This is a genomic window from Lysinibacillus sp. ZYM-1 (genome assembly GCF_001308875.1).
Classification (GTDB): Bacteria; Bacillota; Bacilli; order Bacillales_A; family Planococcaceae; genus Lysinibacillus.
In genome coordinates, this window is record NZ_KQ465108.1 from 25,569 (window position 1) to 47,667 (window position 22,099).

Annotated in this window: 18 protein-coding genes; 12 read left to right on the forward strand and 6 right to left on the reverse strand. The window is 37.4% G+C overall.

Translation table 11 applies throughout. The annotated features are described in order from the left end of the window. The first annotated feature begins 35 nt into the window (after window positions 1-35). Both AO843_RS03030 and AO843_RS03035 read left to right on the forward strand, forming a co-directional pair. A complete protein-coding gene (locus AO843_RS03030) occupies window positions 36-737 on the forward strand; it encodes a response regulator transcription factor (RefSeq protein ID WP_054609686.1) in 702 nt (233 codons plus the stop codon). After that, window positions 721-2,232: a sensor histidine kinase gene (locus tag AO843_RS03035; protein ID WP_054609687.1), complete on the forward strand. Its 1,512-nt coding sequence runs from the start codon at window positions 721-723 to the stop codon at window positions 2,230-2,232. The genes AO843_RS03030 and AO843_RS03035 overlap by 17 nt, the downstream gene beginning before the upstream one ends. Here the strand turns inward: AO843_RS03035 and AO843_RS03040 are convergent, their stop codons facing one another. After that, window positions 2,233-2,547 (reverse strand): hypothetical protein, encoded by a 315-nt coding sequence (locus AO843_RS03040; protein ID WP_054609688.1) that lies wholly within the window; start codon window positions 2,545-2,547, stop codon window positions 2,233-2,235. Window positions 2,548-2,713: 166 nt separating this feature from the next. After that, entirely contained in the window at window positions 2,714-3,586 is an 873-nt protein-coding gene (locus tag AO843_RS03045) for a LysR family transcriptional regulator (RefSeq protein ID WP_054609689.1), read from the reverse strand. Between the two features lie 102 nt (window positions 3,587-3,688). Here AO843_RS03045 and AO843_RS03050 point away from each other — a divergent pair, with 102 nt between their 5' ends. Then, on the forward strand, window positions 3,689-4,879 hold the full coding sequence (locus AO843_RS03050; RefSeq protein WP_054609690.1) for a YbfB/YjiJ family MFS transporter: 1,191 nt from the start codon (window positions 3,689-3,691) through the stop codon (window positions 4,877-4,879). Window positions 4,880-4,920: 41 nt separating this feature from the next. On the opposite strand, the gene AO843_RS03055 is transcribed toward AO843_RS03050, so the two are convergent. Both AO843_RS03055 and AO843_RS03060 read right to left on the reverse strand, forming a co-directional pair. After that, window positions 4,921-5,781 carry a YitT family protein gene (locus tag AO843_RS03055; RefSeq protein WP_054609691.1) on the reverse strand — a complete coding sequence of 287 codons (861 nt, stop codon included), beginning with the start codon at window positions 5,779-5,781 and terminating at the stop codon, window positions 4,921-4,923. Window positions 5,782-5,814: 33 nt separating this feature from the next. Continuing rightward, on the reverse strand, window positions 5,815-6,354 hold the full coding sequence (locus AO843_RS03060) for a transcriptional regulator (RefSeq protein ID WP_054609692.1): 540 nt from the start codon (window positions 6,352-6,354) through the stop codon (window positions 5,815-5,817). Between the two features lie 184 nt (window positions 6,355-6,538). On the opposite strand from AO843_RS03060, the gene AO843_RS03065 reads away from it, so the two are divergent. Genes AO843_RS03065 through AO843_RS03090 form a run of 6 tightly spaced genes read left to right on the forward strand, consistent with a single transcriptional unit; the run spans window position 6,539 to window position 11,132 of the window. Continuing rightward, window positions 6,539-6,790, forward strand: coding sequence for a PLD nuclease N-terminal domain-containing protein (locus tag AO843_RS03065; RefSeq protein WP_054609693.1), 252 nt, complete (start codon window positions 6,539-6,541; stop codon window positions 6,788-6,790). Next, window positions 6,774-7,676, forward strand: coding sequence for an ABC transporter ATP-binding protein (locus AO843_RS03070; RefSeq protein WP_054609694.1), 903 nt, complete (start codon window positions 6,774-6,776; stop codon window positions 7,674-7,676). The genes AO843_RS03065 and AO843_RS03070 overlap by 17 nt, the downstream gene beginning before the upstream one ends. Window positions 7,677-7,680: 4 nt before the next feature. Further along, window positions 7,681-8,460, forward strand: a complete 780-nt coding sequence (locus AO843_RS03075; RefSeq protein WP_054609695.1) for an ABC transporter permease — start codon at window positions 7,681-7,683, stop codon at window positions 8,458-8,460. A gap of 17 nt (window positions 8,461-8,477) precedes the next feature. Then, window positions 8,478-9,179 carry an ABC transporter ATP-binding protein gene (locus AO843_RS03080; RefSeq protein ID WP_054609696.1) on the forward strand — a complete coding sequence of 234 codons (702 nt, stop codon included), beginning with the start codon at window positions 8,478-8,480 and terminating at the stop codon, window positions 9,177-9,179. Further along, window positions 9,169-10,752, forward strand: a complete 1,584-nt coding sequence (locus AO843_RS03085; RefSeq protein ID WP_054609697.1) for a hypothetical protein — start codon at window positions 9,169-9,171, stop codon at window positions 10,750-10,752. Before AO843_RS03080 ends, AO843_RS03085 begins: the two co-directional genes overlap by 11 nt. After that, a complete protein-coding gene (locus AO843_RS03090) occupies window positions 10,749-11,132 on the forward strand; it encodes a GntR family transcriptional regulator (RefSeq protein ID WP_054609698.1) in 384 nt (127 codons plus the stop codon). The genes AO843_RS03085 and AO843_RS03090 overlap by 4 nt, the downstream gene beginning before the upstream one ends. A gap of 51 nt (window positions 11,133-11,183) precedes the next feature. On the opposite strand, the gene AO843_RS03095 is transcribed toward AO843_RS03090, so the two are convergent. Then, window positions 11,184-12,581: a hypothetical protein gene (locus AO843_RS03095; protein ID WP_054609699.1), complete on the reverse strand. Its 1,398-nt coding sequence runs from the start codon at window positions 12,579-12,581 to the stop codon at window positions 11,184-11,186. A gap of 660 nt (window positions 12,582-13,241) precedes the next feature. On the opposite strand from AO843_RS03095, the gene AO843_RS03100 reads away from it, so the two are divergent. Then, window positions 13,242-14,639 (forward strand): DUF1565 domain-containing protein, encoded by a 1,398-nt coding sequence (locus AO843_RS03100; RefSeq protein ID WP_054609700.1) that lies wholly within the window; start codon window positions 13,242-13,244, stop codon window positions 14,637-14,639. 188 nt (window positions 14,640-14,827) lie between these two features. On the opposite strand, the gene AO843_RS03105 is transcribed toward AO843_RS03100, so the two are convergent. Further along, window positions 14,828-16,039: an IS110 family RNA-guided transposase gene (locus AO843_RS03105; RefSeq protein ID WP_054609701.1), complete on the reverse strand. Its 1,212-nt coding sequence runs from the start codon at window positions 16,037-16,039 to the stop codon at window positions 14,828-14,830. A gap of 610 nt (window positions 16,040-16,649) precedes the next feature. Between AO843_RS03105 and AO843_RS03110 the strand changes: the two genes are divergently transcribed. Together AO843_RS03110 and AO843_RS03115 are read left to right on the forward strand one after the other, a co-directional pair. Next, complete coding sequence (locus AO843_RS03110; protein ID WP_054609702.1) at window positions 16,650-18,731, forward strand: serine hydrolase domain-containing protein; 2,082 nt, start codon at window positions 16,650-16,652, stop codon at window positions 18,729-18,731. 964 nt (window positions 18,732-19,695) lie between these two features. Continuing rightward, window positions 19,696-21,771 carry a peptidase G2 autoproteolytic cleavage domain-containing protein gene (locus tag AO843_RS03115; protein WP_054609703.1) on the forward strand — a complete coding sequence of 692 codons (2,076 nt, stop codon included), beginning with the start codon at window positions 19,696-19,698 and terminating at the stop codon, window positions 21,769-21,771. Window positions 21,772-22,099: the final 328 nt, after the last annotated feature.

The following is a 22,099-nucleotide window of genomic DNA, read 5'->3' on the forward strand; positions in this document are numbered from 1 at the left end:
TAAAATAAGGAACGATTATAGAATGGGGGGATTAGATGAGTAAAGAAACAATTTTAATTGTAGATGATGAAAAAGAGATAAGAAATCTTATAGCGATTTATTTAAAAAATGAAGGCTATCATGTGCTTGAGGTATGTGATGGCGAAGAAGGCTTGCAGCTGTTAAAGAAGCAGCAGGTGCATTTAATTGTACTGGATTTAATGATGCCTAAAGTAGATGGCATTGAAATGTGCATGAAGGTAAGAGAAATAGCAGAAATGCCTATTATTATGCTGACGGCTAAATCTCAGGATATGGATAAGATTGTTGGCTTAACAATTGGTGCCGATGATTATGTCACAAAACCCTTTAACCCATTAGAGCTACTTGCACGCATTAAATCGCAGCTTCGTCGCTATCTAAAATTGAATGGCTTAAATAAAAGTAATGGTGATGAGATTGAAATTGGTGACTTACGGATCAACACAGCGACACATGAGGTCTTGGTCAACAATGAAAAAGTAAAGTTAACGCCACGAGAGTTTGCTATTTTGGAATTGCTTTCAAGTAATCCAGGAATAGTGATGAATGCGGAGCAAATCTATGAAAGGGTTTGGAAAGAGGATGCTTTTCAATCAGAAAATACTGTGATGGTACATATCCGAAAAATTCGAGAGCGAATTGAAACGAATCCAAGAAATCCTCAATATATCAAAACAGTATGGGGAGTAGGGTATAAAGTTGAAAAAAATCTTTAGCCTTTTCTTTAAGCCAATGGGATTAATAAAGCACATTGGTGAGAAGATAAAAAACAATATTCAACGTAGCATTCGTATTCAACTGTTTACAACATTTATTTTATGTGCACTTGGAAGTTTTTTAGTGTCTCGCGCAGTATTACCGTTATTTGAGAATATCAATGAGGGTGCCATAGTTGATTATAGTTACAGTATGAGGATGATGTATTTTCAGGCACAGGATACAGCAGAGTGGGCAATTCGAGAAAATAGTGTTGATATATTACGACAATCGATTGACCAAGAAAATGAAAAAATAGAGAGTCATCAGAATACGTTAAAGATGATTGTGACGGATGAGGTCGGTGAGGTTTTATACAAAACAATGCAAGTGAAAGAAGAACACATTGATTTGCATGAAGAAATTAGGCATGTCATGAATTTTACGATTAATCAACCGTTTGAAGAGGAGTTTCCTAATATGGTCACTTCACGGGAAGAATTTACTACCTTAGTACCGCTAACCTTACAAGATAAAAAATATTATTTTATTGTGAGTGGGCTTCCACAAGGAGAAGTGATAACGAGTACTAGTGAAGGACCCATACCATTTTTCATTGGGGTCACTTTATTTATCTTATCATTCTTTTATATAACCAAACGAAAAATGACTCAAATAGAGTCCTTAGCAGAGGGGGTTATGGAAATCGCAAAGGGGAATTTAGCCTATCGTATTGAGAAAAAAGGGCAAGATGAAATTGCCTTATTAACTGATAATATCAATCAAATGGCAGAAGAAATCATGACAAGTATTGAAATGGAACGAAAAATTGAGCAACAAAAGAATGAGCTTATTACAAATGTTTCCCATGACCTCAGAACACCTCTTACCTCCATTATGGGTTATTTACGTTTATTAAGAGAAGAGAAGTATGAGACAAAAGAGCAATATGACGAATATTTGAAAATTGCTTTTTCTAAATCTGAGCAATTGAAAAATTTAATCGATGATTTATTTGAATATACCAAGCTAACAAACGATAAAAATAACCTTGTACGACAACAAGTATGCTTGAACGAGCTACTTGATCAATTGATGGAGGAATTAGTACCGCTGGCAGAGCAAAAACAGCGTCTTTTTAGTAAATATTTTCCGGATCATCGAATTTTTGTAGCGTTGGATTCTGAAAAAATTGTTCGAGTTTTTGATAACTTACTAATCAATGCTATAAACTATAGCGTTGGAGATGGGAAAATTATGGTTTCACTTGAAGGGCAAGATGACCATGTTCGAATTTGTGTGGCCAACCAAAGTGACGCGTTTACAGCAGAGGAGCTGGCTAGTTTATTTGAAAGATTTTATAAAAAAGATCAATCAAGAACAAATGTCACAGAAGGTTCAGGGCTTGGACTAGCGATTGCCAAGAGCATCGTGGAGCTTCATGGAGGAACAATTCACGCAAAATATAAGAACGAGACATTGTACTTTATTATCACACTGCCATTTACGGCTTAACTAGCTGGACGAAAGTGGGTAAATTGTGATAGCGTGCTGTGTTTGTTCATGGCTTGCCAGCATATCTTGGATGGCAGCTAAAAAAGCTGTGTCCTTGATCAATATTTGAATTTCTGTCTGTTTGTATTGTCTTTGAAAATCAAAAATATAATCTCTAATGATTGGTAAGTAATATTGATTTTTAATTTCTACCTCAACGAAAAATGGCAATGTTAAATCAGGAAGCTTGGTACTACCCCCACGACGAATCCACACAGCTTCTTGTACATAATAACGGATCGGTAGTTGACGGTTACTGGCAATAAAAATATCCATATAAAGCTCCTTTCTCTATCTACATAAGCTGTTCAGCGAAGGAAGAAGTGCTGAACAGCTTTTTAATGAGATGGATAGAACCGCAAAAGTAGCGGATAAAAACTCAAAGGTGACGGATAGAACCACAAAAGTAGCGGATAAAAACTCAAAGCTGACGGATACAACACTAAAAGTGATTGTAAGCATCGATAGATTCTAAAAAATATTGTAGGATGGGTGATTGAACATCATCCTTACGATAAATAAACCATGTAGGAATTTGTGCTTGCTTTTTTGTTAATTCGTACAGTGACAATGAGTATGTTACCATATATTTTTCCGCAATGGCACGGGGAAGTAAGGTAATACCGAGACCAGCCGCAACACAGCCAATAATCCCGTCCAGCGTACCAAATTCCATTCTATTTTGTGGGTGTACACCGTCCTCATGTAACCAATGCTCCAAGATGGTTCGGTAGGAGCAGCCCTGTCGAAACGTAATCACTGTGCTTCCCTCAATATCACGCAAATTAAGGATGGGTTTATGTTTGCTTGAGGTGATCATCACAAGCTCTTCGCTGACAAATTCCTTCATTAATATATTCTCTTTATAAACGGGTCCAGTAACAAAGGCTCCATCTATTTCATAATTTTCTAACCGTTCAATATTGTGCTGAGATGGGCTTGTTAAAATAGTAATATCGACCTTTTCATGGACTTGGTGGAAAGTCGATAATAAGGCAGGTAAATGAAGTGCTGCAGTTGTTTCCATCGAGCCAATCCGTAAAACACCTCTAGTATTCTCTTTATCCTGTAATATTTCAAAGGATTTTTCATAGAGATGAAGCATTTTTAAAGCTACCTCGTAAAATTGTTCCCCCTTAGGCGTTAGCCGAATGCCTCGATGTCCACGATAAAATAATGTTGTATCATACATAGCCTCAAGACTTTGGATTTTCATAGAGATATTGGATTGCGTGTAATTTAGTGTCGCAGCTGCTTTAGAAAAACTCCCCGTTTGAACGACTGTTCGAAAGATAGTCAGATCATTAATATTCATATACCCTCCAGCTATCAATTATTTTGATATTAATTATAACGAATTGGGTGTATTTGTGATACCTAAATGTTCGATATAGTGGAGAAGAGAAGGAGTGATACTATGCAAAAGCAAACCGTTCAATATTTACTAGGTGGCATTTTTACTTTAGTGATCGCCATGGGTATCGGGCGTTTTTCTTATACAGTTATTTTACCTTATATGCAAGAAACATTTGAGTTTAGCCGAGCTACGGCAGGTTATTTAGCAACAAGCAATTATTTAGGTTACCTTGTCGGGGCATTGGTGGCAGGAAGACTACCAATTGCACATAAACGCATTCCCTTTTTGCAACTAGGGCTGATTATCAGCGTTTTGACAACGGCCTTCATGGGCTTTACGGAAACCATCATTACATGGTATATTCTCCGATTTATTTCTGGTGTTATGAGTGCTTTTATTTTTGTGGTCATTGCTAGTCTTGTCCTCGATCAATTAGCAAATACTAGTAAAACGCACCTATCTGGGCTTTTCTATAGTGGCGTGGGATTAGGAATAGCCATAAGTTCCATGATGGTTTCGCCAATCCACGCAATTTATAAGTGGAATGGAACATGGATTGCTCTAGCTTTGTTTTGTGTTCTATTGTTGGTTTTTATCGTGATATTCATAAAACCTATTTCACATAGTAAACAACGATTCGTGAATCTATCAAAATCATCTCCCAAAGTACCACCTAAGTCATGGATGAAGTGGCTAATTATCGCCTATAGTTTAGAGGGGCTTGGCTATATTGTTACAGGAACTTTTATTGTTTCGATTGCACAAGAATCAACAAGCTTCCATGGAAATGCAGCCATTGTCTGGTTCGTAGTTGGTTTAGCTGCTATTCCATCGTGCATCATATGGTCCAAGCTCGCACAACATTTTGGTTCTGTAAAAACATTACTTATTTCAATGGTCGTTCAAGCAGTTGGAATAATATTGCCAGCTTTTTCTACCAATACGATCATGCTTTATGTAAGTGCCTTTGTGTTTGGCGCAACCTTTATGGGCATCACAACAGTTGTCACAACACTAGCAAGACATATTGTACCAGTAAACAGTCATCAAATCTTAGGATATCTAACAGCTGGCTATGCTTTTGGTCAAATGGTAGGACCGTCTTTAGCAGGGATACTTGCTAATTCTACCAATAGTTATCAGTATTCATTGGTTGGTGCAGCTGTAGTAGTAATCATGGGGGCGTTGTGCCTAGTTGGTGGCGTAAAATATGAAATGATGACTGCCCCTGTACACGCTCAGATTAAATAAAAAAAAGTAAGTAAAGCTTTAAAGCCTTACTTACTTTTAAATTAGTGGATATCACGTTTCTTAAAGTTACCACCACGTACTTCAGAAACGTCAGAAATGACAACAAAAGCACCATCATCAATGTCCTTAATAATAGAAACAAGTTTATTTTCTTCCATACGGTTAATAACACAGTTTAAAATTTCCGTTGGTTCATTGGAGAAACCGCCACGTCCATGTGTATACGTCACACCACGACCTAGACGAGCCTGGATTGCATCACCAATCTCCTCAGATTTTGCACTAACAACACGAACTTCTTTGGATTTTTCTAAACCAACTTGAATAATATCGATCACGTTTTTAGCAATATAGTAGGTTAATGCAGAGTATAAAGCACTCTCTAAACCAAAAATAAAGCTTGCCCCTAAGAAAATAAAGGCATTAATAAATAATATAATATCACCGACTGAAAATGGAATCTTACGGGATAATAGCACTGCTAAAACTTCAGAGCCATCTAATGCGCCACCGTTCCGTAAGACAATCCCAATACCTACACCTAGCAGCATACCACCAGACAAGACAATTAATAAGGGATCATTTGGGCCTAAAATCGTTTTGACATCATGTAAAAGAACCGTTGAAACGGATAATGCTGCGATGCCGGCACTACTCATTAAGGCAAAAGTTTTTCCAACTTGCTTGTAGCCGATATAAATGAACGGAATATTTAATACAAAGAGTAGTACGCCTAACGGAATGCCAAAGAGGTGTGCCCCCATAATACTTAGACCTGTGACACCGCCATCAATAACATCATTAGGAATTAAAACGGCTTCTAGTCCGTATGCCGCAATAACTGCACCAATAATAATCATGATTAATTTTCGTATGTTTTGAACTAACTTTCCTTTTTTCATAAATCTTCTCCATTTCTTTACGTAAAATACTACCTAAGGTTTTGGAATAATATTTATAGCAATTGTTTTAGTCTCAGAACCTTTACTTGAGTCGGCCATATTATAGTATTTAGTTAATAAATCGTTTAATTCATGATCAAAGTTTTTGAATTGATCAGCTGTTAACGTCAAGTCAATGAAAGAAAAAGTTGCTAGATCAGCGGTACTTTCTTTTTCCTCAAGTGAATGTAAGTAATTTTGATATTGAGATAGTAGTGCTAATTGGTAGTAGGAAATGTAATTTAATTTTTGCTTGGTAGTGAGCTGTGTCCAATCCTCCTTACTAAGTTTTGCTGCTCCTTCGTTTAATGCATAAAACTTCTCTGTAACAGAACGTACTTTACGCTCTTTCACAATTTTTATGATGTTTTCGTCCACTAAAATTTGGATATGTCGATATAAAGTAGCTTGTGGTACATCCTTAATGACCGAAATCATCTCCAAAGTGCTTAAGCCTTCTTCTTTATTGTGCATCAGAGCTTGTAAAATTTTCATTCTCACAGGGTGCATTAATACCTCTGCTTTATTGCGCATAAACCGATCCTCCTAATAAAATAATGAGATGGTATCAGGAAAGCATTCGAATGTTATCAAAATGAGAACATTATCAAAAAATATATTATAGATATTTTTTTGAGATGTACAGTAAAAAGGTAATGAAATTTTTCAATATCTTTGTTATCATTATTGATAATGATAATGAATGGAGGTTTTAAAAATGAAATTACACTATAGTTTTGATGAATTCAGTCAAATTAATTGGGCAAGCATACTGCCAATCCTTTTACCTTTTTTATTCGTAGGATCTTTGCTCATCATAATTGCATTAATCGATCTATTCCGCCACAGAAATAGGAGAGAAAACATAGTAATGTGGACAATTATCATATTACTCTTTAACACAATTGGTCCTGTATTATACTTCATGATTGGTAGAAAGGATGTCCATACACGTGCGCTTAGAAATTAACAAAATTACGAAAAGGTTTAAACATAAAACTGCTGTAAATAGTTTTTCAATGGTCGTTGATGCGAATGAGTGCGTTGGGTTAATTGGCCCAAACGGAGCTGGGAAATCGACATTGATTCAAATTATTGCTGACATTTTATATGCGGATGAAGGGGAAATTCTTCTTGATGGACAACAGATTTCAACGATGAAACATCAAATTGGTTATTTACCTCAATATCCTAATTTTTTCTCATGGATGACAGCTTTTGAAACATTGTCCTTTATGGGAACACTTTCTGGTTTATCAAAGAATGAATTACAGGACGAAATTCCTTTGCTTCTTGAAAAGGTTGGCTTAGAAAAAGAAGCACATTTTCAGGTCGGGACATTTTCAGGTGGTATGAAGCAGCGCCTTGGCATCGCGCAAGCTTTATTGCATAAACCGGCTTTGATGATTATGGATGAGCCAGTATCAGCACTAGATCCGATTGGTAGACGAGAAGTGTTGAATCTATTAAAAGAGATTAAAAAAGAAACGACCATATTACTTTCAACACATATATTAAGCGATGCAGAGGAAATTTGTGAACGCTTTGTTGTCATTCAAAATGGTCACAAAATAGAGGATGCAACAAAAGATCAGTTACTGGAGCGTCACCAAGAATCTGCTATCTATGTGGAGATTCGCCAAGAAGACTTTAAGTGGGTAACAATGGTTGAACAGTTATCCTATGTCAAGAAAATCGAAAACGAAAGAAATGGTTTTAAAATACATGTCCTTCATTTGGAGGAAGATGCTCAAAGATTGTTACAGTATGCGCTAGATTCCAATGTCATTTTGTTAAAATTTGAAATGGGTATTCAAGAAAGCTTAGAAGAAATATTTTTAGAATTGGTGGTGTGAGATTGTGAATACTTTTATGGCGTTAAGTAAAAAAGAAGTAACTCAAATGACGAAGGAATTTAAAATTGTCTGGCTACCAATTGTCTTTATCCTACTTGGGTTAACGCAGCCGATTATGATGTACTACATGCCGGTTATTTTGCAATCAATGGGTGGTGTGGAGGGTATAATGATTGACCCAACCATGGCAAAGCCGGATGGAAGCGAAGTGCTGGCCTCAACTCTAAGTTCACAGTTTGATCAGTTAGGTATTATTATTCTAGCGGTTGCAACAATGGGCATTATACAGGGGGAAAAAGCGAATGGTATGATGGCATTTATTCTTACAAGGCCTGTGTCTATCTCATCCTACTTAAATAGTAAAATTATTGTTCATTATATAGTAGCTGTTTTCTGTATAGCTCTTGGCTATGGTATGTCCTATGGCTATACATCCTATTTATTTACTACTGTACCAGTGATGCAGGGTTTGCTGGCTTTAGCACTTTATTGTGTGTGGCTATTGTTTGTTATTACGTTTGTTGCCATGATGAGCACGTTTTTTAATAGTTCGGCCTTTATAGCATTAGTAAGTATCGTAGTCCTATTCATCTGCCGTTTCATCGCTGGGTTGCATCCGTTTTTGGACGTTGTTAATCCTGCAAGTAATAGCTTGCATGCTACTACTATATTGATGTCTGGGGGTATGAAAGCTTGGTATGGCATCCATATTGCCGTTACGATGTTCTTAGTTATATGGATGATTGCTACCATGCACCATTTCATTGCAAAAAAGAAGTTTTAAATGGGAGGGTGTAGAAATTGTTAAAGGTAGAAAATTTACAGAAATCGTATGGGTCCCAGGATGTTTTAAAAGGCGTAGAGTTAAAGGTAGAAAAGGGAGAGATAGTTGGTTTCGTGGGTGGTAATGGGGCAGGGAAAACAACCACATTAAATTGTATAACTGGATTAGTAGAACAAGATAAAGGAAAAGTGACGATTAATAATGTACCGAAATCACAGTCCCTGGATTATAAAAAGCAATTTTATTTTATACCGGATACGATTCATGTGTTTTCTAACATCACTGCGTACGATTGGATTCATTTCGTTTTAAAGCTTTATGAAAAGAAGGATGAGTCTAAACTGCAAAGTCTTATCACTATCTTTGAAATGGAGGCAAGTATTGATAAGCCTTTGGGAACGTACTCATATGGAATGCTCCATAAGATGGCGTTAATTACTGCTTTTACAATTTGTCCACCTATCCTTATCATGGATGAGCCATTAAATGGTTTGGATCCTCTTGCTGTAGTTGCGTTTAAAAATTGTATGAAGGACTATGTAGAAAATGGGGGGACTATTTTCTTTTCAACCCATTTGTTAGATGTTGCTGAAAAAATTTGTCAATCCATTGCATTTTTAAAAGATGGAAAAATTGTTTTGCATGAACGTTTGGAGAATTTATTGGTAGAAGGAAGCCTCGAGACTATATTTTTGGAGAAGCAGACCAATGACAGTTAATCATTTATTAATTAAGTTCTTCTTAACATCCCTTTATGCAAAGCCAAAGCAACCGATAATCCAGGCTTTTTTCATTCTTGCCATCATTTATGTAGCCATCCAATATGTGATACTCACCTTCGTGATGTATTTTATAGTGACCCCAGAGGTATTTTTATTTTACAATATGCTTCTTTCAAGCGGTGTCACGTATATTTTAATAGTATATTTTGCTGTTTCGGTAGTGTTTAGTCAAAATGATTTTTTAATAATGAGTCATTTGCCTATTTCTCCGAAGCGTATTATCATATCGAAAATAATCAGTGGGGTTGTATTGCCGTTAGTGGTAGTTAGTATTCTTTCAATACCTACATTTTTCTTATTATGGATAGAGTGGGAGCTTGGTATAGCGATTAAAACAATGCTGTTTATACTTGCCATGAACGTTTTTATTACACTGTTCCTTTTATTTATATTATCCATTTTCAATCATTTTCGAACTGTATTTAATGGTACATCCGTGTATTTGCTTAGAATGATCGTTATCTTAGCTCTTGGAATAAGCCCAATCTTCTATTTTGTGATGGGAAATTATCAAGCAATTAGCGTTGCTATAGAGAAAATGGATGCTTCCACACTCTCATCTTTCAGTGCATCAATCTCTGCGTTGTTCGAGATAGGCTATCGTTTTGCCATGCAACAATCATTGGTAGAGGCATTGTTTCCAATGTCTACTATACAAAGCTTCCTCTATTTCACTATCGTCATCATCCTATGTTGTTTATTGTTTAAAGCAACCATTATAATCATTGCTGCTAAGTATTATGAATATGGCTTACTTGTAAACAAGAGAGAAAAAACGACCAAGGTTTGGGGAAGTGGAATAAAAGGAATTTGGGTCAATTATTTGCAGCGTGAATTTTGGATTTTACAATCGGAATCATATTTTAAAATGCAAGTCATTCTAGGATTGATGTTAACGCCTATTTGTACAATTATTTTCCTAATAAGTATTCAAATGAATATATTGAAATTGGATTGGATGATGAATAATGAAAGATATCTATTTGTCTATTTAGTATTGCTGATGAGTTGTATGAACAATATTAGTGGAACACCCTATTCAAGAGAAGGAAAATACTATGCATCCAGCATAACGCTTCCGTTTAATCCACAGAAAATTTATATGGCAAAAGTTGCTGTATCTTCCTGTATAGGTGTAGGAGCGGTCTTAATAAGTTACGTCATCTATACGTTATTTGGCAAAGGGGATATGATAACGGTATTGTTTTTATTCATGACCATATTATTAGTCATTTCTTTTAATGTAGTGACTCCACTTTATGATAAAAAACATCCATTCCTTGCATGGTCAAATCCATCGGAAGCCATTAAATCCAATCCAACTGTATTAATAAGCTTATTATACGGAGCACCTGTTTTAATAATCACTCTGCTTCTTCACGTCTGTTTATTGCTTGTGAAAATACCCCCATTGACAGCAGTCATTATTATTTCATTCATTGCATTACTATGTACAATTACATTAATTTATGGAGTCATTTCTAAAATGAAGGGATACGTTGGCAATTGAATCTGAAAGTAAATCGTAGAAGTAAAGTTCCATTTTATCAACAGCTCACCCAGCAACTGCTATTAGCAATAGTGACTGGGAATTTAAAAAAGGGTGACCATTTGCCATCCATTCGTAATTTAGCGAGGCAAACAAATCTCAATCTTCATACTGTTCATAAAAGCTATAAGGAGCTTCAGAAAAAAGGGATCATCACGGTTAAACCTCATGCCAGAGCATTTGTTATTATTGACGCTGAGAAAGCAAAAAATATTTCCCTTCAGCAAATATCTAGTAGTGTCGAACAAATAATTATAGAAGCTTCTATTTTAGGAATTAATGAATTTTACCTTAAGCAGACGTTCGAAGGAGTTTTACAAAAATACTATACAGAGCGTTAAAATAAAAGAGAAGGCTCCTGTTCATAGAAGGGCCATCTCTTTTTGCTTTATTTAAATCAAAAATACTGCCACAATCGTTGTCACAACAAGCCCAATGACTACAGGGATTAAGTTCCGCCTTGCGAGTTCAAATGGGCTCACATTACAAATGGCAGCAGCTGGAATTAAAGCCCAAGGAATCAATGTCCCTCCACCAACCCAGATGGCTGTAATCTGCCCTAAAGCAGTTAAAGTAGCTGTCCCTCCACCGATGGCATTGCCGAACAAACTACCGACAGAGCCTGCTAAGGATATTCCTGAGAAGCCCGAACCATCTAATCCAGTAATAGCGCCAACCACAGCCAAAGTGACAACTGCAATTTCCTTCGTTAAAGGTACTACTGCTGCAAGACCAACACCGAGATCATTGACAATACCGTGCGAGGTAGCGGGTAAATGATCTCCGAGAATTTGTGTGAAGCCCGCATCTCCTAGATAGAAGAAAGCCGCAATCGGGATAACAGGTCCGAAGACTTTAAAGCCGAATTGAAACCCTTGAATTAAATAGCTTGTTGTTTTTTCAAGGCCCTCTGTTTTATGAGCTACAATACTAAGCAAAAGCAATATAAAAACGGAGGTTCCACCAATTAAGGCAGTGGCATCGCCACCCTGTAATTTGAACACAGACATAGCGATTACATCTAAGATAAAGGCAATGGGAATAAGCACAGCGAAGAAACGTTTTTGCCCAATCGACAGTAAAGTGCCCACCATTTCTTGGTCACCGTCTTCCTCTGCCTTATTGTCTGTATTTAAAAGTAAAGTCCCACGTTTCATATCTCGACGCAAGAAAATATAAGCAACAATTGTCGTCACTACCCCCATTGTAATGACGAGCGGAATACTAGCAGATACAACATCACCAACAGGTATTCCAGCAGCATCAGCAGTCAGCTTTGGAGCTCCCTGGATCACAAAATCACTCGATAATGCTATACCATGACCAAACAAGTTCATCGCCATGGCAACGCCAAGTGCTGGCAAGCCCGCACGAATCGCAACAGGTAAGAGCACCGCCCCTAATAGTGCCACAGCAGGTGAAGGCCAGAAAAACCAAGAAATAATCATCATTAACAGACCAATCGTCCAATAGGCAAGAGCTGGCGTTTTAATGATTTTCGTAAATGGAGCCACCATGACCTCATTAATCCCTGAAGTCATCATGACTCGACTCATGGCAACAATAATTGAAATGATCAAAATAGTTGATAACAGCTCTGTAATGGCATAAATAAAGCTATTAAAAACACCACTAATGGACGCAGTGAAATCGCCAGTCGCAACAATCGCTAGCATGAATATGCCTACTACACAAATGAGGGTGGTATCGCGACGTTTAATCATAAATCCGATGATAAGTACAATAAAAACAACGTAAATCCAATGGAGTGCAGTAAATTCAACTCCCATACGTTTCCCCCTCAATATTCGATCTGATTCTATAGAATATGAAGAGAAAAAAAGTTGGTGATGGATTTGAAAAATTTCGATTTAGGTAAAAGGTTAGATGATTGCAATAATATTAATAAAATAAAAGGGATGATTCATAAGGCAATAGTATATTTATTAGGATTAATTTGTTTTCCATCTTTTTTAGCATAGAAAATAACCTTCCAATCAACTTTTAGGAAGTATGCATCCCATTGTTTGCGTATTTGTAAATATATAGTAAAGTATGGATAAAATAAAAATGCCGTTGTCATCCTATCGACGATTAAAGACATAAAAGAATTTCATTGAATCCTTGTATTCATGAACGAAAGGGGGGAAACGATACTGAGTAATTGAAATAAAGACAACTAATTCCTATTATCGTATATAAAAAAGGTCGATTCATTAACATGGAAATTGATCTTTTTAATTCCTGTCAAAACTTATGAGTTGTGAAACGAGGCAATTAAGACAGATAATGATATAGAAGGTGTTTTTATAAACAAACTTATTATTGCTTCAGAAGTGTAGTTCATGATGAACATAAGCGGATTAAAGATCCTTATCGGGGTTGAGAGTTTCCAGGTTGGGTAGTAGAAGAAAATGAAAAGATAAAGAAGGAGATAAAGGGAAGATTATATGAAGAAATGGATATTATTTATTTTAGTAATAGCTGTTGTTATGATCACTTTAACGATTAATCATTCGAATACGGAACAAAATGAGTCCATATTCGTAGACATCAATGGAAATGATTTAAATGATGGTTCTCAATCAAAACCATACCGTACCCTTAAAAAGGCAGCATTAGAAGCTAAGGCAGGGACAACTGTATTTATACGGAACGGCATATATAACGAAAAGCTTTCGGTTATACATAGTGGCACAAAATCAAAACCAGTTATTTTCCAGGCGTATAAAAATGAAAAAGTTGTTCTCAGTGGAAAGAAGATGAAGAGTGCCGATGGTGTTACATCCATTATTACAATAAAGAATAAGAATTACGTTACTATTAGTGGACTTACTATACAAGATTTAACAACTAAACAAAAAGATGAAACAGTGATGGGGATCTACGTAACAGGCTCCAGTAGCCATATTACACTAGAAAAAAATCATGTAAAAAGGATAAAGACTTTAGCTGAAGATGGAAATGGACATGGGATTGCTATCTACGGAACAGGTTCAATGAGAGATACAAATATTTTAGGTAATACAGTAGAAGATTTAACGTTAGGTGCAAGTGAATCACTTGTTCTTAATGGTAATATTGATGGATTTAAGATAGAAAATAATGTAGTTCGACGAAGTAATAATATTGGAATAGATTTAATTGGATTTGAAGGAGTTTCAAATGATAAAAAAGTAGACTTTGTACGAAACGGTGTTGTTATAAATAATAAGGTTTATGAAATTTCTTCTTATGGTAATCCCGCGTATGGGGAGAACTATGCGGCTGGAGGAATTTACGTAGATGGTGGAAAGAATATAACGATCGAGAAAAATACCCTTTATAAGAATGATATCGGAATTGAAGTTACCTCTGAACATGCAAAAAAGTATGCAGATAATATAAAAGTACTAAATAATACAATTTATAATAACTTTTTCACAGGAATATCGATTGGTGGATATGATAAAAAAAGAGGCGGAACAAAAAATTCAATTATCTCTCACAATATTATTTACCGTAATGATACGAAGGGATTAGAAGGAGGACAGCTTTTATTGCAGCATGATACGCAGAATAATGTAATAGAAAAAAATATACTGACAGCTGGAACTTCTCGAATATTTATAGCCAACTATTTTACAAGTAATAGAAAAAATAAGTTGAAGAGGAATGTATTTCATAAGGAGAATGGGGAGGATGGTATTTGGATATGGAAGGAAAAGGAGTATGACTCGTTTTCTAAGTTTAAAATCGCTTCAAAAAGTGATTCAAAATCTAGTTATTTAGATCCAAAATATAAAAGTGTAGACAAATATGATTTTAGACTTGAAAAAGATTCACCTGCGGAAAATATAGTGAAGTAAGAGAGTTCTAATACTTCATGAGGGTTAGCAGTGGCTAGGCAGCTCTTTTCTTACGATTAGTCAAGTATCTATGGTAAATTTCTTAACTTTCTGATGTTAATTTGATAAATTGGGCTATGCCGAATAAGCCTAGTGATTTTTCGATTTTTCATAAGGCTTTAGTATGTTAAACTAATGCTACGACTGTACTAGGGGGCTAACCTGTAGTCGTAGTTTTGATTATGTGTGACAAGAAAGAAGATCGTTTTCAATAACTTGTTTACACATGCGATGGAGGCAACCTTATGACATTTGTTATAGGGTTGCCTTTTTAATTTATCGTAGTACTCAACGATGTGATTTCCACCAAATCGTCGCTGTCTAATCATGTTCTGAACGGTTAGATACATTATTTTACGTAGGTGTTTATTGCCGCGTTTATTAATCTTGTCTTTAGCTATAAACTTCCCGGATTGATACCGCCTAATATCAATGCCTGTATAGGCATTCAACTGTCTGTTGTTGTCAAACCTCTGAATGCTCCCAATTTCTGCTATGATTCTGACAGCTGTGTTAGCTCCAATAGCCGGAATACTACGTATTATGCTATACTCTTCAAGCCTTTCGGCTATCAACTCCATTTTACTGATACATTGTTCTTTCTGAAGGAGAAGCTCTTGAAACCGTTTAGCATATACACGAACTTGATCACAAACCACATCTGTTGAAGACGCGGCGGGGTAAGATTGCTTTGCGGCCTCCATTAATTCAACAGCTTTTTCCCCTGCTTTATTTACTGCCATTCGTTTATTTGTGTTTGCGAGTATTCGGTTTTTAATGATTGTTTTTGAATGATTCAAGACTAGATCTGGATGAGGGTATAATTGTACTACGTTAAGGAACAGTTCAGACTTAGTCGTGAAGATATTCTCGAGTTCAGGAAATGTTTCCTGGACGACCTTATGCAATCGACTGCGAGTGACGCTCAATTCATCATCCAATTCGCTGTAGTGTCTCGATAATCGTTTTAACTGACGGTAAACATCATTGGAGTCTGTTTCAATCCGTCTTTCGTGTGTAAAGTGTGTGAGTGCCAATCGATGTGCATCACTTCGGTCTGTTTTGTGAATCCGTAAGGAATCACATTGGAGTTTTGCTTCCAAGGGATTTAATAGGCAATAACTATAGTTGTTCTCTTGCATGAAACGTTCCAGTGTTCTTGAATAGACTCCTGTAGATTCAAATACGATATGAGGTTGCTCATCATATCCTTCAATTAAGTCATCAATTAACTTTTTAAGGTCCATAAATCCTGGACGATTGTGCGCAATTTCCTTTTCCAACTGACATTTTTTCAGCGCGTTATAGACAACCATATAACTCTTTCCCATACTAATATCAAAGGCGATGACATGTTTCATGTTCTCCCTCCCTATGTGTTTTGAAGTCTTTACATTAACCTTATTGATTCCCATTTCTTATACACGATCTCAAAGGATCCAACATACTTAAACCTGATTCAAATAAGGTTGTGAAGTAGATCAGTTTTTTTTACGGATTCAAGATCCAAAGAGCTGCCCGACCTATTCTTCACCTCTACTATATAAAAAAATAGTAGTACGAACCAATGCCTTGGTCTGCACTACTAATCTTAGTATGTTTTTCTTATTGTACTAGCAGTGCACTTTGGATGTTTCTCTGTTTTAAAATAAACTAAAAGTACTTCTGATTAAATCTCTTCCTAATCTGGGATACGAATGTGTTTGACCTTTCAAGGGGATTCTTTTATTTATTCTAGTGCTCAATATAAAAAGGCTTAGGAGCTATTCCTAAGCTTTTTTGAGATTTGCGTCTAATTTAATTTCCTGCTTTCACACGCATTAATAGAACGGAAGGAAGTTGCTATAAATTTTGTTTTCCTAAATTTGGTTTCCGTTAAGTATACTGCTAATAAGGACAACAAGGAGATCTCTTTGTTCCAAATACCCTGAGTGATGAAATCGGTCACTTATCTAAGGAGGAAATTCTGTTATGAAAGGTAAACTATCTGGGGTGTTAGCCGCTACATTAGCGCTAACGATGTTTCTACCAACAGGGGCAATGGCGTTTTCTAACAGTAAGACTACAGTTGTAGCTAATCAAGAAGTAGCTAACCAAAAACTGGAGAAAATTGGGGCGGAGAAGGCTGAGCTACTCACGGAGTCCTATGAGACGGCTAGCGTGCAATATGCGTTAATTGATAATGGCAAGGTTATTTTGTCAGGTCAAACAGGCAAGCACGATTTAAAAGGAGAACAGTCGCTAACCAAAGATACCCTATACGGGATTGGTTCAGTCAGTAAAATGTATACAGCAGCAGCAGTGATGAAATTGGTCGACGAAGGAAAAGTGGATTTGGATGCTCCTCTTGCTACCTATATTCCTGATTTTAAGATGAAGGACGAACGATACAAACGCATTACACCGCGGATGCTGTTGAACCATTCCTCTGGCTTGCAAGGAACAATTTATAGTAATGCAATTTTATTTAAAGATAATGATACCTATGTCCATGATACCTTGTTAGAGCAATTGGCCAACCAAAGCCTGAAGGCAGACCCTGGCGCGTTCTCGGTATACTGCAATGACGGCTATACGCTGGCCGAGATTATGGTGGAAAGAGTCAGCGGTATGAGCTTTACCGCATTTCTACATCAGCAGTTTACAGAGCCCTTAAAGCTTAATCATACGAAAACGCCGCATGACAAATGGGAAGACGTTAAGCAGGCTGGACTTTATACTCCATCTTACCAAGGGAAGCTTCCTACTGAATCAGTGAATTTGATTGGTTCGGGGGGGATTTCTTCGACTGCAGAAGATATGGTGCGATTCTCACAATTATTTATGGGACTAGAAAAAGAGATTCTCTCTGATAAGGCAGTCAAGACTATGGAGCAAGAGGAATATAAAAAGGGAATGTGGCCGGGTGATGGAGATAATATTTTGAATTATGGTCTTGGGTGGGATAGTGTGAAACTCTATCCATTCAGTGAATATGGGATAAGAGCTTTGGCAAAAGGCGGTGGCACAGTACTGCAACATGCTTCACTGGTTGTTCTACCGGAACAGAAAATGGCCGCTGCTGTGGTTTCGTCTGGCGGAAGCAGCACTACAAATCAACTGATGGCGACTGAATTACTGCTTGCCACGCTCAAAGAGAAAGGCACAATAAAAAATATTAAACCGAACAAATCCTTTGGCAAGCCGATCAAGACCAAATTACCTCAAGAATTAGTAAAGAAAGCAGGCTTTTACGGGAATAGTAACAGTCATTTCAAAATAGAAATTACGAGGAATGGAGAACTATTCTTATCATCAAATCCAGAAGAAAATTATATATATACTGAGAATGGAAGCTTTATTAATGAGAAGGGTACCTCCAAGCTCGACTTTGTCACTGAGAAGAATGGGCGTACTTATTTGAAAAAGAGCGCTTATCAACCAATACCAGGTTTTGGGCAAATTGCGATGACTCACTATTTAGCTGAGAAACTAGAAGACAACGTACTATCGAAGGAAACTGCAGCCGCATGGACAAAACGGGAGGGCGTCAAGTTCTATCTCGTGAACGAAAAATATAGTTCTGCTCAATATCTCATACCGAAAATTCTTACTAAACAAATTAATCGTCAGGAAGATCTGACGGGCTATTGGGAGGGCAGAAAAATTACAGGACCAAACGAGGCGGCGCATCAGCTCCAAATCCCAGTGATATATGGACGTGATACGACGGAATCCCGTTTCTATACAGAAAGCGATAATGAATACATGGAAATGTCCGGACTCTTATACGTAAGTGGAACCAACTTAAAACCGCTTGAAGAAGTCCAATCATTCAAAGTTACGTTGCAAGCAAACGGGTATGCGGAATGGTATACGATCCCACAAGCAGTAGCAGGGAAAACGATGACCGTGGCGTTGCCATCGAAGAGTTCATTTGCGGTGTATGATGAGCAGGGCGTATGCGTCAATTTTACCTATGTAAGCGGCAATAACAAAGTAAAACTACCGAAGAATGGAATGGTTGTATTTGCTGGAAAACCGAACTCGGAGTTTGCCATCACACTGAACTAGCTACAATAAAAATAGGCTTTTTACAAAACCAGTAAGACACGGAAAAGGTGTTTTACTGGTTTTGTTCTATTTTTGAAGAAGTACTAGACATAACAACAAGAACAAAAGTACCTCGAGTATACTATGAATACTTCATAATAGTTAGAAAGACCGCATCCATTTTGATTATTTTTCAATATGGAGTTGAGTTTTACTTTTGCTAATAAATAAAGGTTGAAGGGAATTTATTATCTATCTTTATTCTAAAACTCAATATTGAAAGGTTCAGGAATTATTCTTAAGCTTTTTTGAGGCATTCTGAAAGAAAAGTTATAGAAAATAACATTAATTTTAAATGAGTTATTTTAATACGGGCTCGCGTTTTATTGACGAAATTTATTTAAACAACTCAGTTTCCTCAAAACACATATGAATAAAATTAATCTCTTAGTTAGAAGATTTCTTTAAAAAATAAGATTTTATCCTAGTCAAATAGGTTTCGAGATGCATATTTATAGATAGAGCAGATATAGGAAAATGGGTGCGTAATAGAATGCCTTTTCGTTGAACCGAGTAAGATCTATATGTCTTGTAATAGCATGTTATCAATAGCTTATGTAGTAGTTTTTTATATGCATCGCCAGTCTGTTTCTACGTAATTGATTCATCTGAATCCAAGATGTATTTACAAATGTTGGAACGGAATTTAGCACCTGATCGCTTTCTTATCTATCGTAGACAGAAGAAGCAGTAGTTAAACGCTGACTGACAAAAAGTAAGCCAGCCAAAGAGTGGGTGATCATGAACCCAACTGGAATATGCATATTCTTCAACACAAAATCGAAAAACGTTTTCATAATGCCGTGTCTAGAAAGGGCATTACACTTCGTTACTAAGTTTTCGTTATATAAGACCTATATCCATTATAAAAAGGCTTTTGCTTTAAAAGTTTAAATAGATAAAAATGTAAAAGAAAGGAGATTTTATGTCGAACTCAAACAAGAAAAAGGTCAATGAAAACCAAAAGATAGAGAAGCAAGTTGAGGAAGTAGAGATTATGGCACCTACACCTTGTTGTAATAATTGTATTGTTGTTGATCCTGCAAATGGATGTTCCGTAATGGAAGGTACTGCTAATGCTGCTGTTGGATTTGCTTCCCATGCAGAAGGGTCAAATACCACTGCTAGTGGTAGTGCTTCTCATGCTGAAGGGCAAGAAACTGTTGCTCAAGGTGGTTCTTCTCATGCTGAAGGAAACAATACAGTTGGATTTGCATTTGCTTCCCATGCAGAAGGATCAGGAACATTCGCCAGTGGAGAGGCTTCCCATGCAGAAGGTTCTCTAACTGTAGCTTCCGGTGGAATATCCCATGCAGAAGGAGAGCAGACAAAAGCCCAAGGAAGTCAATCTCATGCAGAAGGTCTTTTGTCCATTGCTAGTGGAGATATTTCTCATGCGGAGGGGTCTGAAACTGAAGCTAGTGGATTCATTTCCCACGCGGAAGGAGAATTGTCAAAATCAGAAGGAAGAGCTTCCCATGCAGAAGGGTTTCGAACAACTGCTAGTGCAGACTTTTCCCATGCAGAAGGGCAAGATACCAATGGTAGTGGAATCGCTTCCCATGCGGAAGGGAGTCTATCCATCGCCAGTGGCGATTCTTCCCATGCGGAAGGGGCAGGCAGCATAGCTAGTTCAATCGCTTCCCATGCAGAAGGAGATTCTACAAGGTCGGAAAGAAGGGCTTCTCATGCCGAAGGGGAACAGACAAGAGCAGCAGGAAGAGCATCCCATGCGGAAGGTAGTTCTACTATTGCCAGTGGAGAAGCTTCTCATTCCGAAGGTAATCGATCTATTGCGGGTGTAGTTGGAGATCTTATGAAAGGATTTGCTGCCCATGCAGAAGGAGAAGAAGCAAGGGCTGAAGGAAGAGCTTCTCATGCTGAGGGTGGTCCCACAAGGAATGCAGCAGGTGAAATTGTTAGGCGTACTACGGCTTCTGGTGATTTTTCCCACGCAGAAGGGCAAGGGACGACTGCCAGTGGACGGGCTGCCCATGCCGAAGGCTCTGATACAATCGCAAGGGGATCCAATTCTCACGCGGAAGGGTCTGCTACAGTGGCAAGTGGTTCCAATTCTCACGCAGAAGGGTCTGCTGCAGTGGCAAGTGGTTCCAATTCTCATGCCGAAGGATCTGCTACAGTGGCAAGTGGATTCATTTCCCACGCCGAAGGATCCGCTACAATCGCAAGTGGATTCATTTCTCACGCAGAAGGAGACCGAACAAGAGCAAGTGGAAGAGCGTCCCATGCAGAGGGAGTTCAAACAACTGCAGACGGCTCCTTTTCACATGCAGAGGGAAATAATACAAGTACAAATGGGCTTATAGGTGCTCATATCATGGGACGTTTTGGGGATGCAAACGAGCTTGCGTACTCTTGGTATTTAGCAAACGGAACGAGTATAACAAACAAAGGACTTGCAGCTAAAATTCTAAGTAATGGAAACGTAAAAATTGATGGTACGGTGAGTATGCCTGCTTCAGACTATGCCGAATTGTTTGAAACAGTTGATACAAATGCGATTGATGTTGGATATTTTGTTACCTTTGATGAAGAAAGTGATAAAATTAGAAAAGCGCATAACAAAGATGACTATATATTAGGGATTACAAGCTCTACTCCTGCCATATTAGGTAACAGTGGGGAATTAAGGTGGAAAAATAAATATGCTTTGGATGAATGGGGTAGAGTAAAATACAAAGATGTTATTGTTCCAGCCAAAAAAGATGAACAAGGAAATGTTCTCACTCCCGAACATACCTCATCACATCCTTTAATAAATCCTAAATGGGACCCTACAAAAGAATACATTCCAAGGCTAAAAAGACCAGAATGGGTGGCTATTGGTTTATTAGGGCAACTGCTAGTCCGTGATGATGGAACGTGTAAGCCTGGGAAATATTGTATGCCGAATCGTGAAGGAGTTGCTACACCTTCCAATGAAGGTTATCGAGTGATGAAACGTACAGGACCAAATCAAATTTTGGTTATGTTTAAATAGAAGCTCAAAAGGGTGGTTTAAGTTGTTGTGAAATTTTCGGTTTAAATCATTAATGCCGATGGAGTAACGAAGTCAACGAATGGTGCGTACTTGTACTAAAGTAGTATCGAATAAATTGGTCTGATGAAAGCTAAAGGCTTAGGAGATATTCCTAAGCCTTTTTTTAGGTTTTCAATGCAAGTAAGGTTATAAGTATAGCATTACTCTAGCTTCATTCCCATGCTCTCAAGCATTTCATAAATGGACAACAACCTCGATCGGAAAAGTTCACGCACATTCACTCGGGTTGTTCTATCTCAGTATCGCCAGCCTCCATATTGGCAAGTTC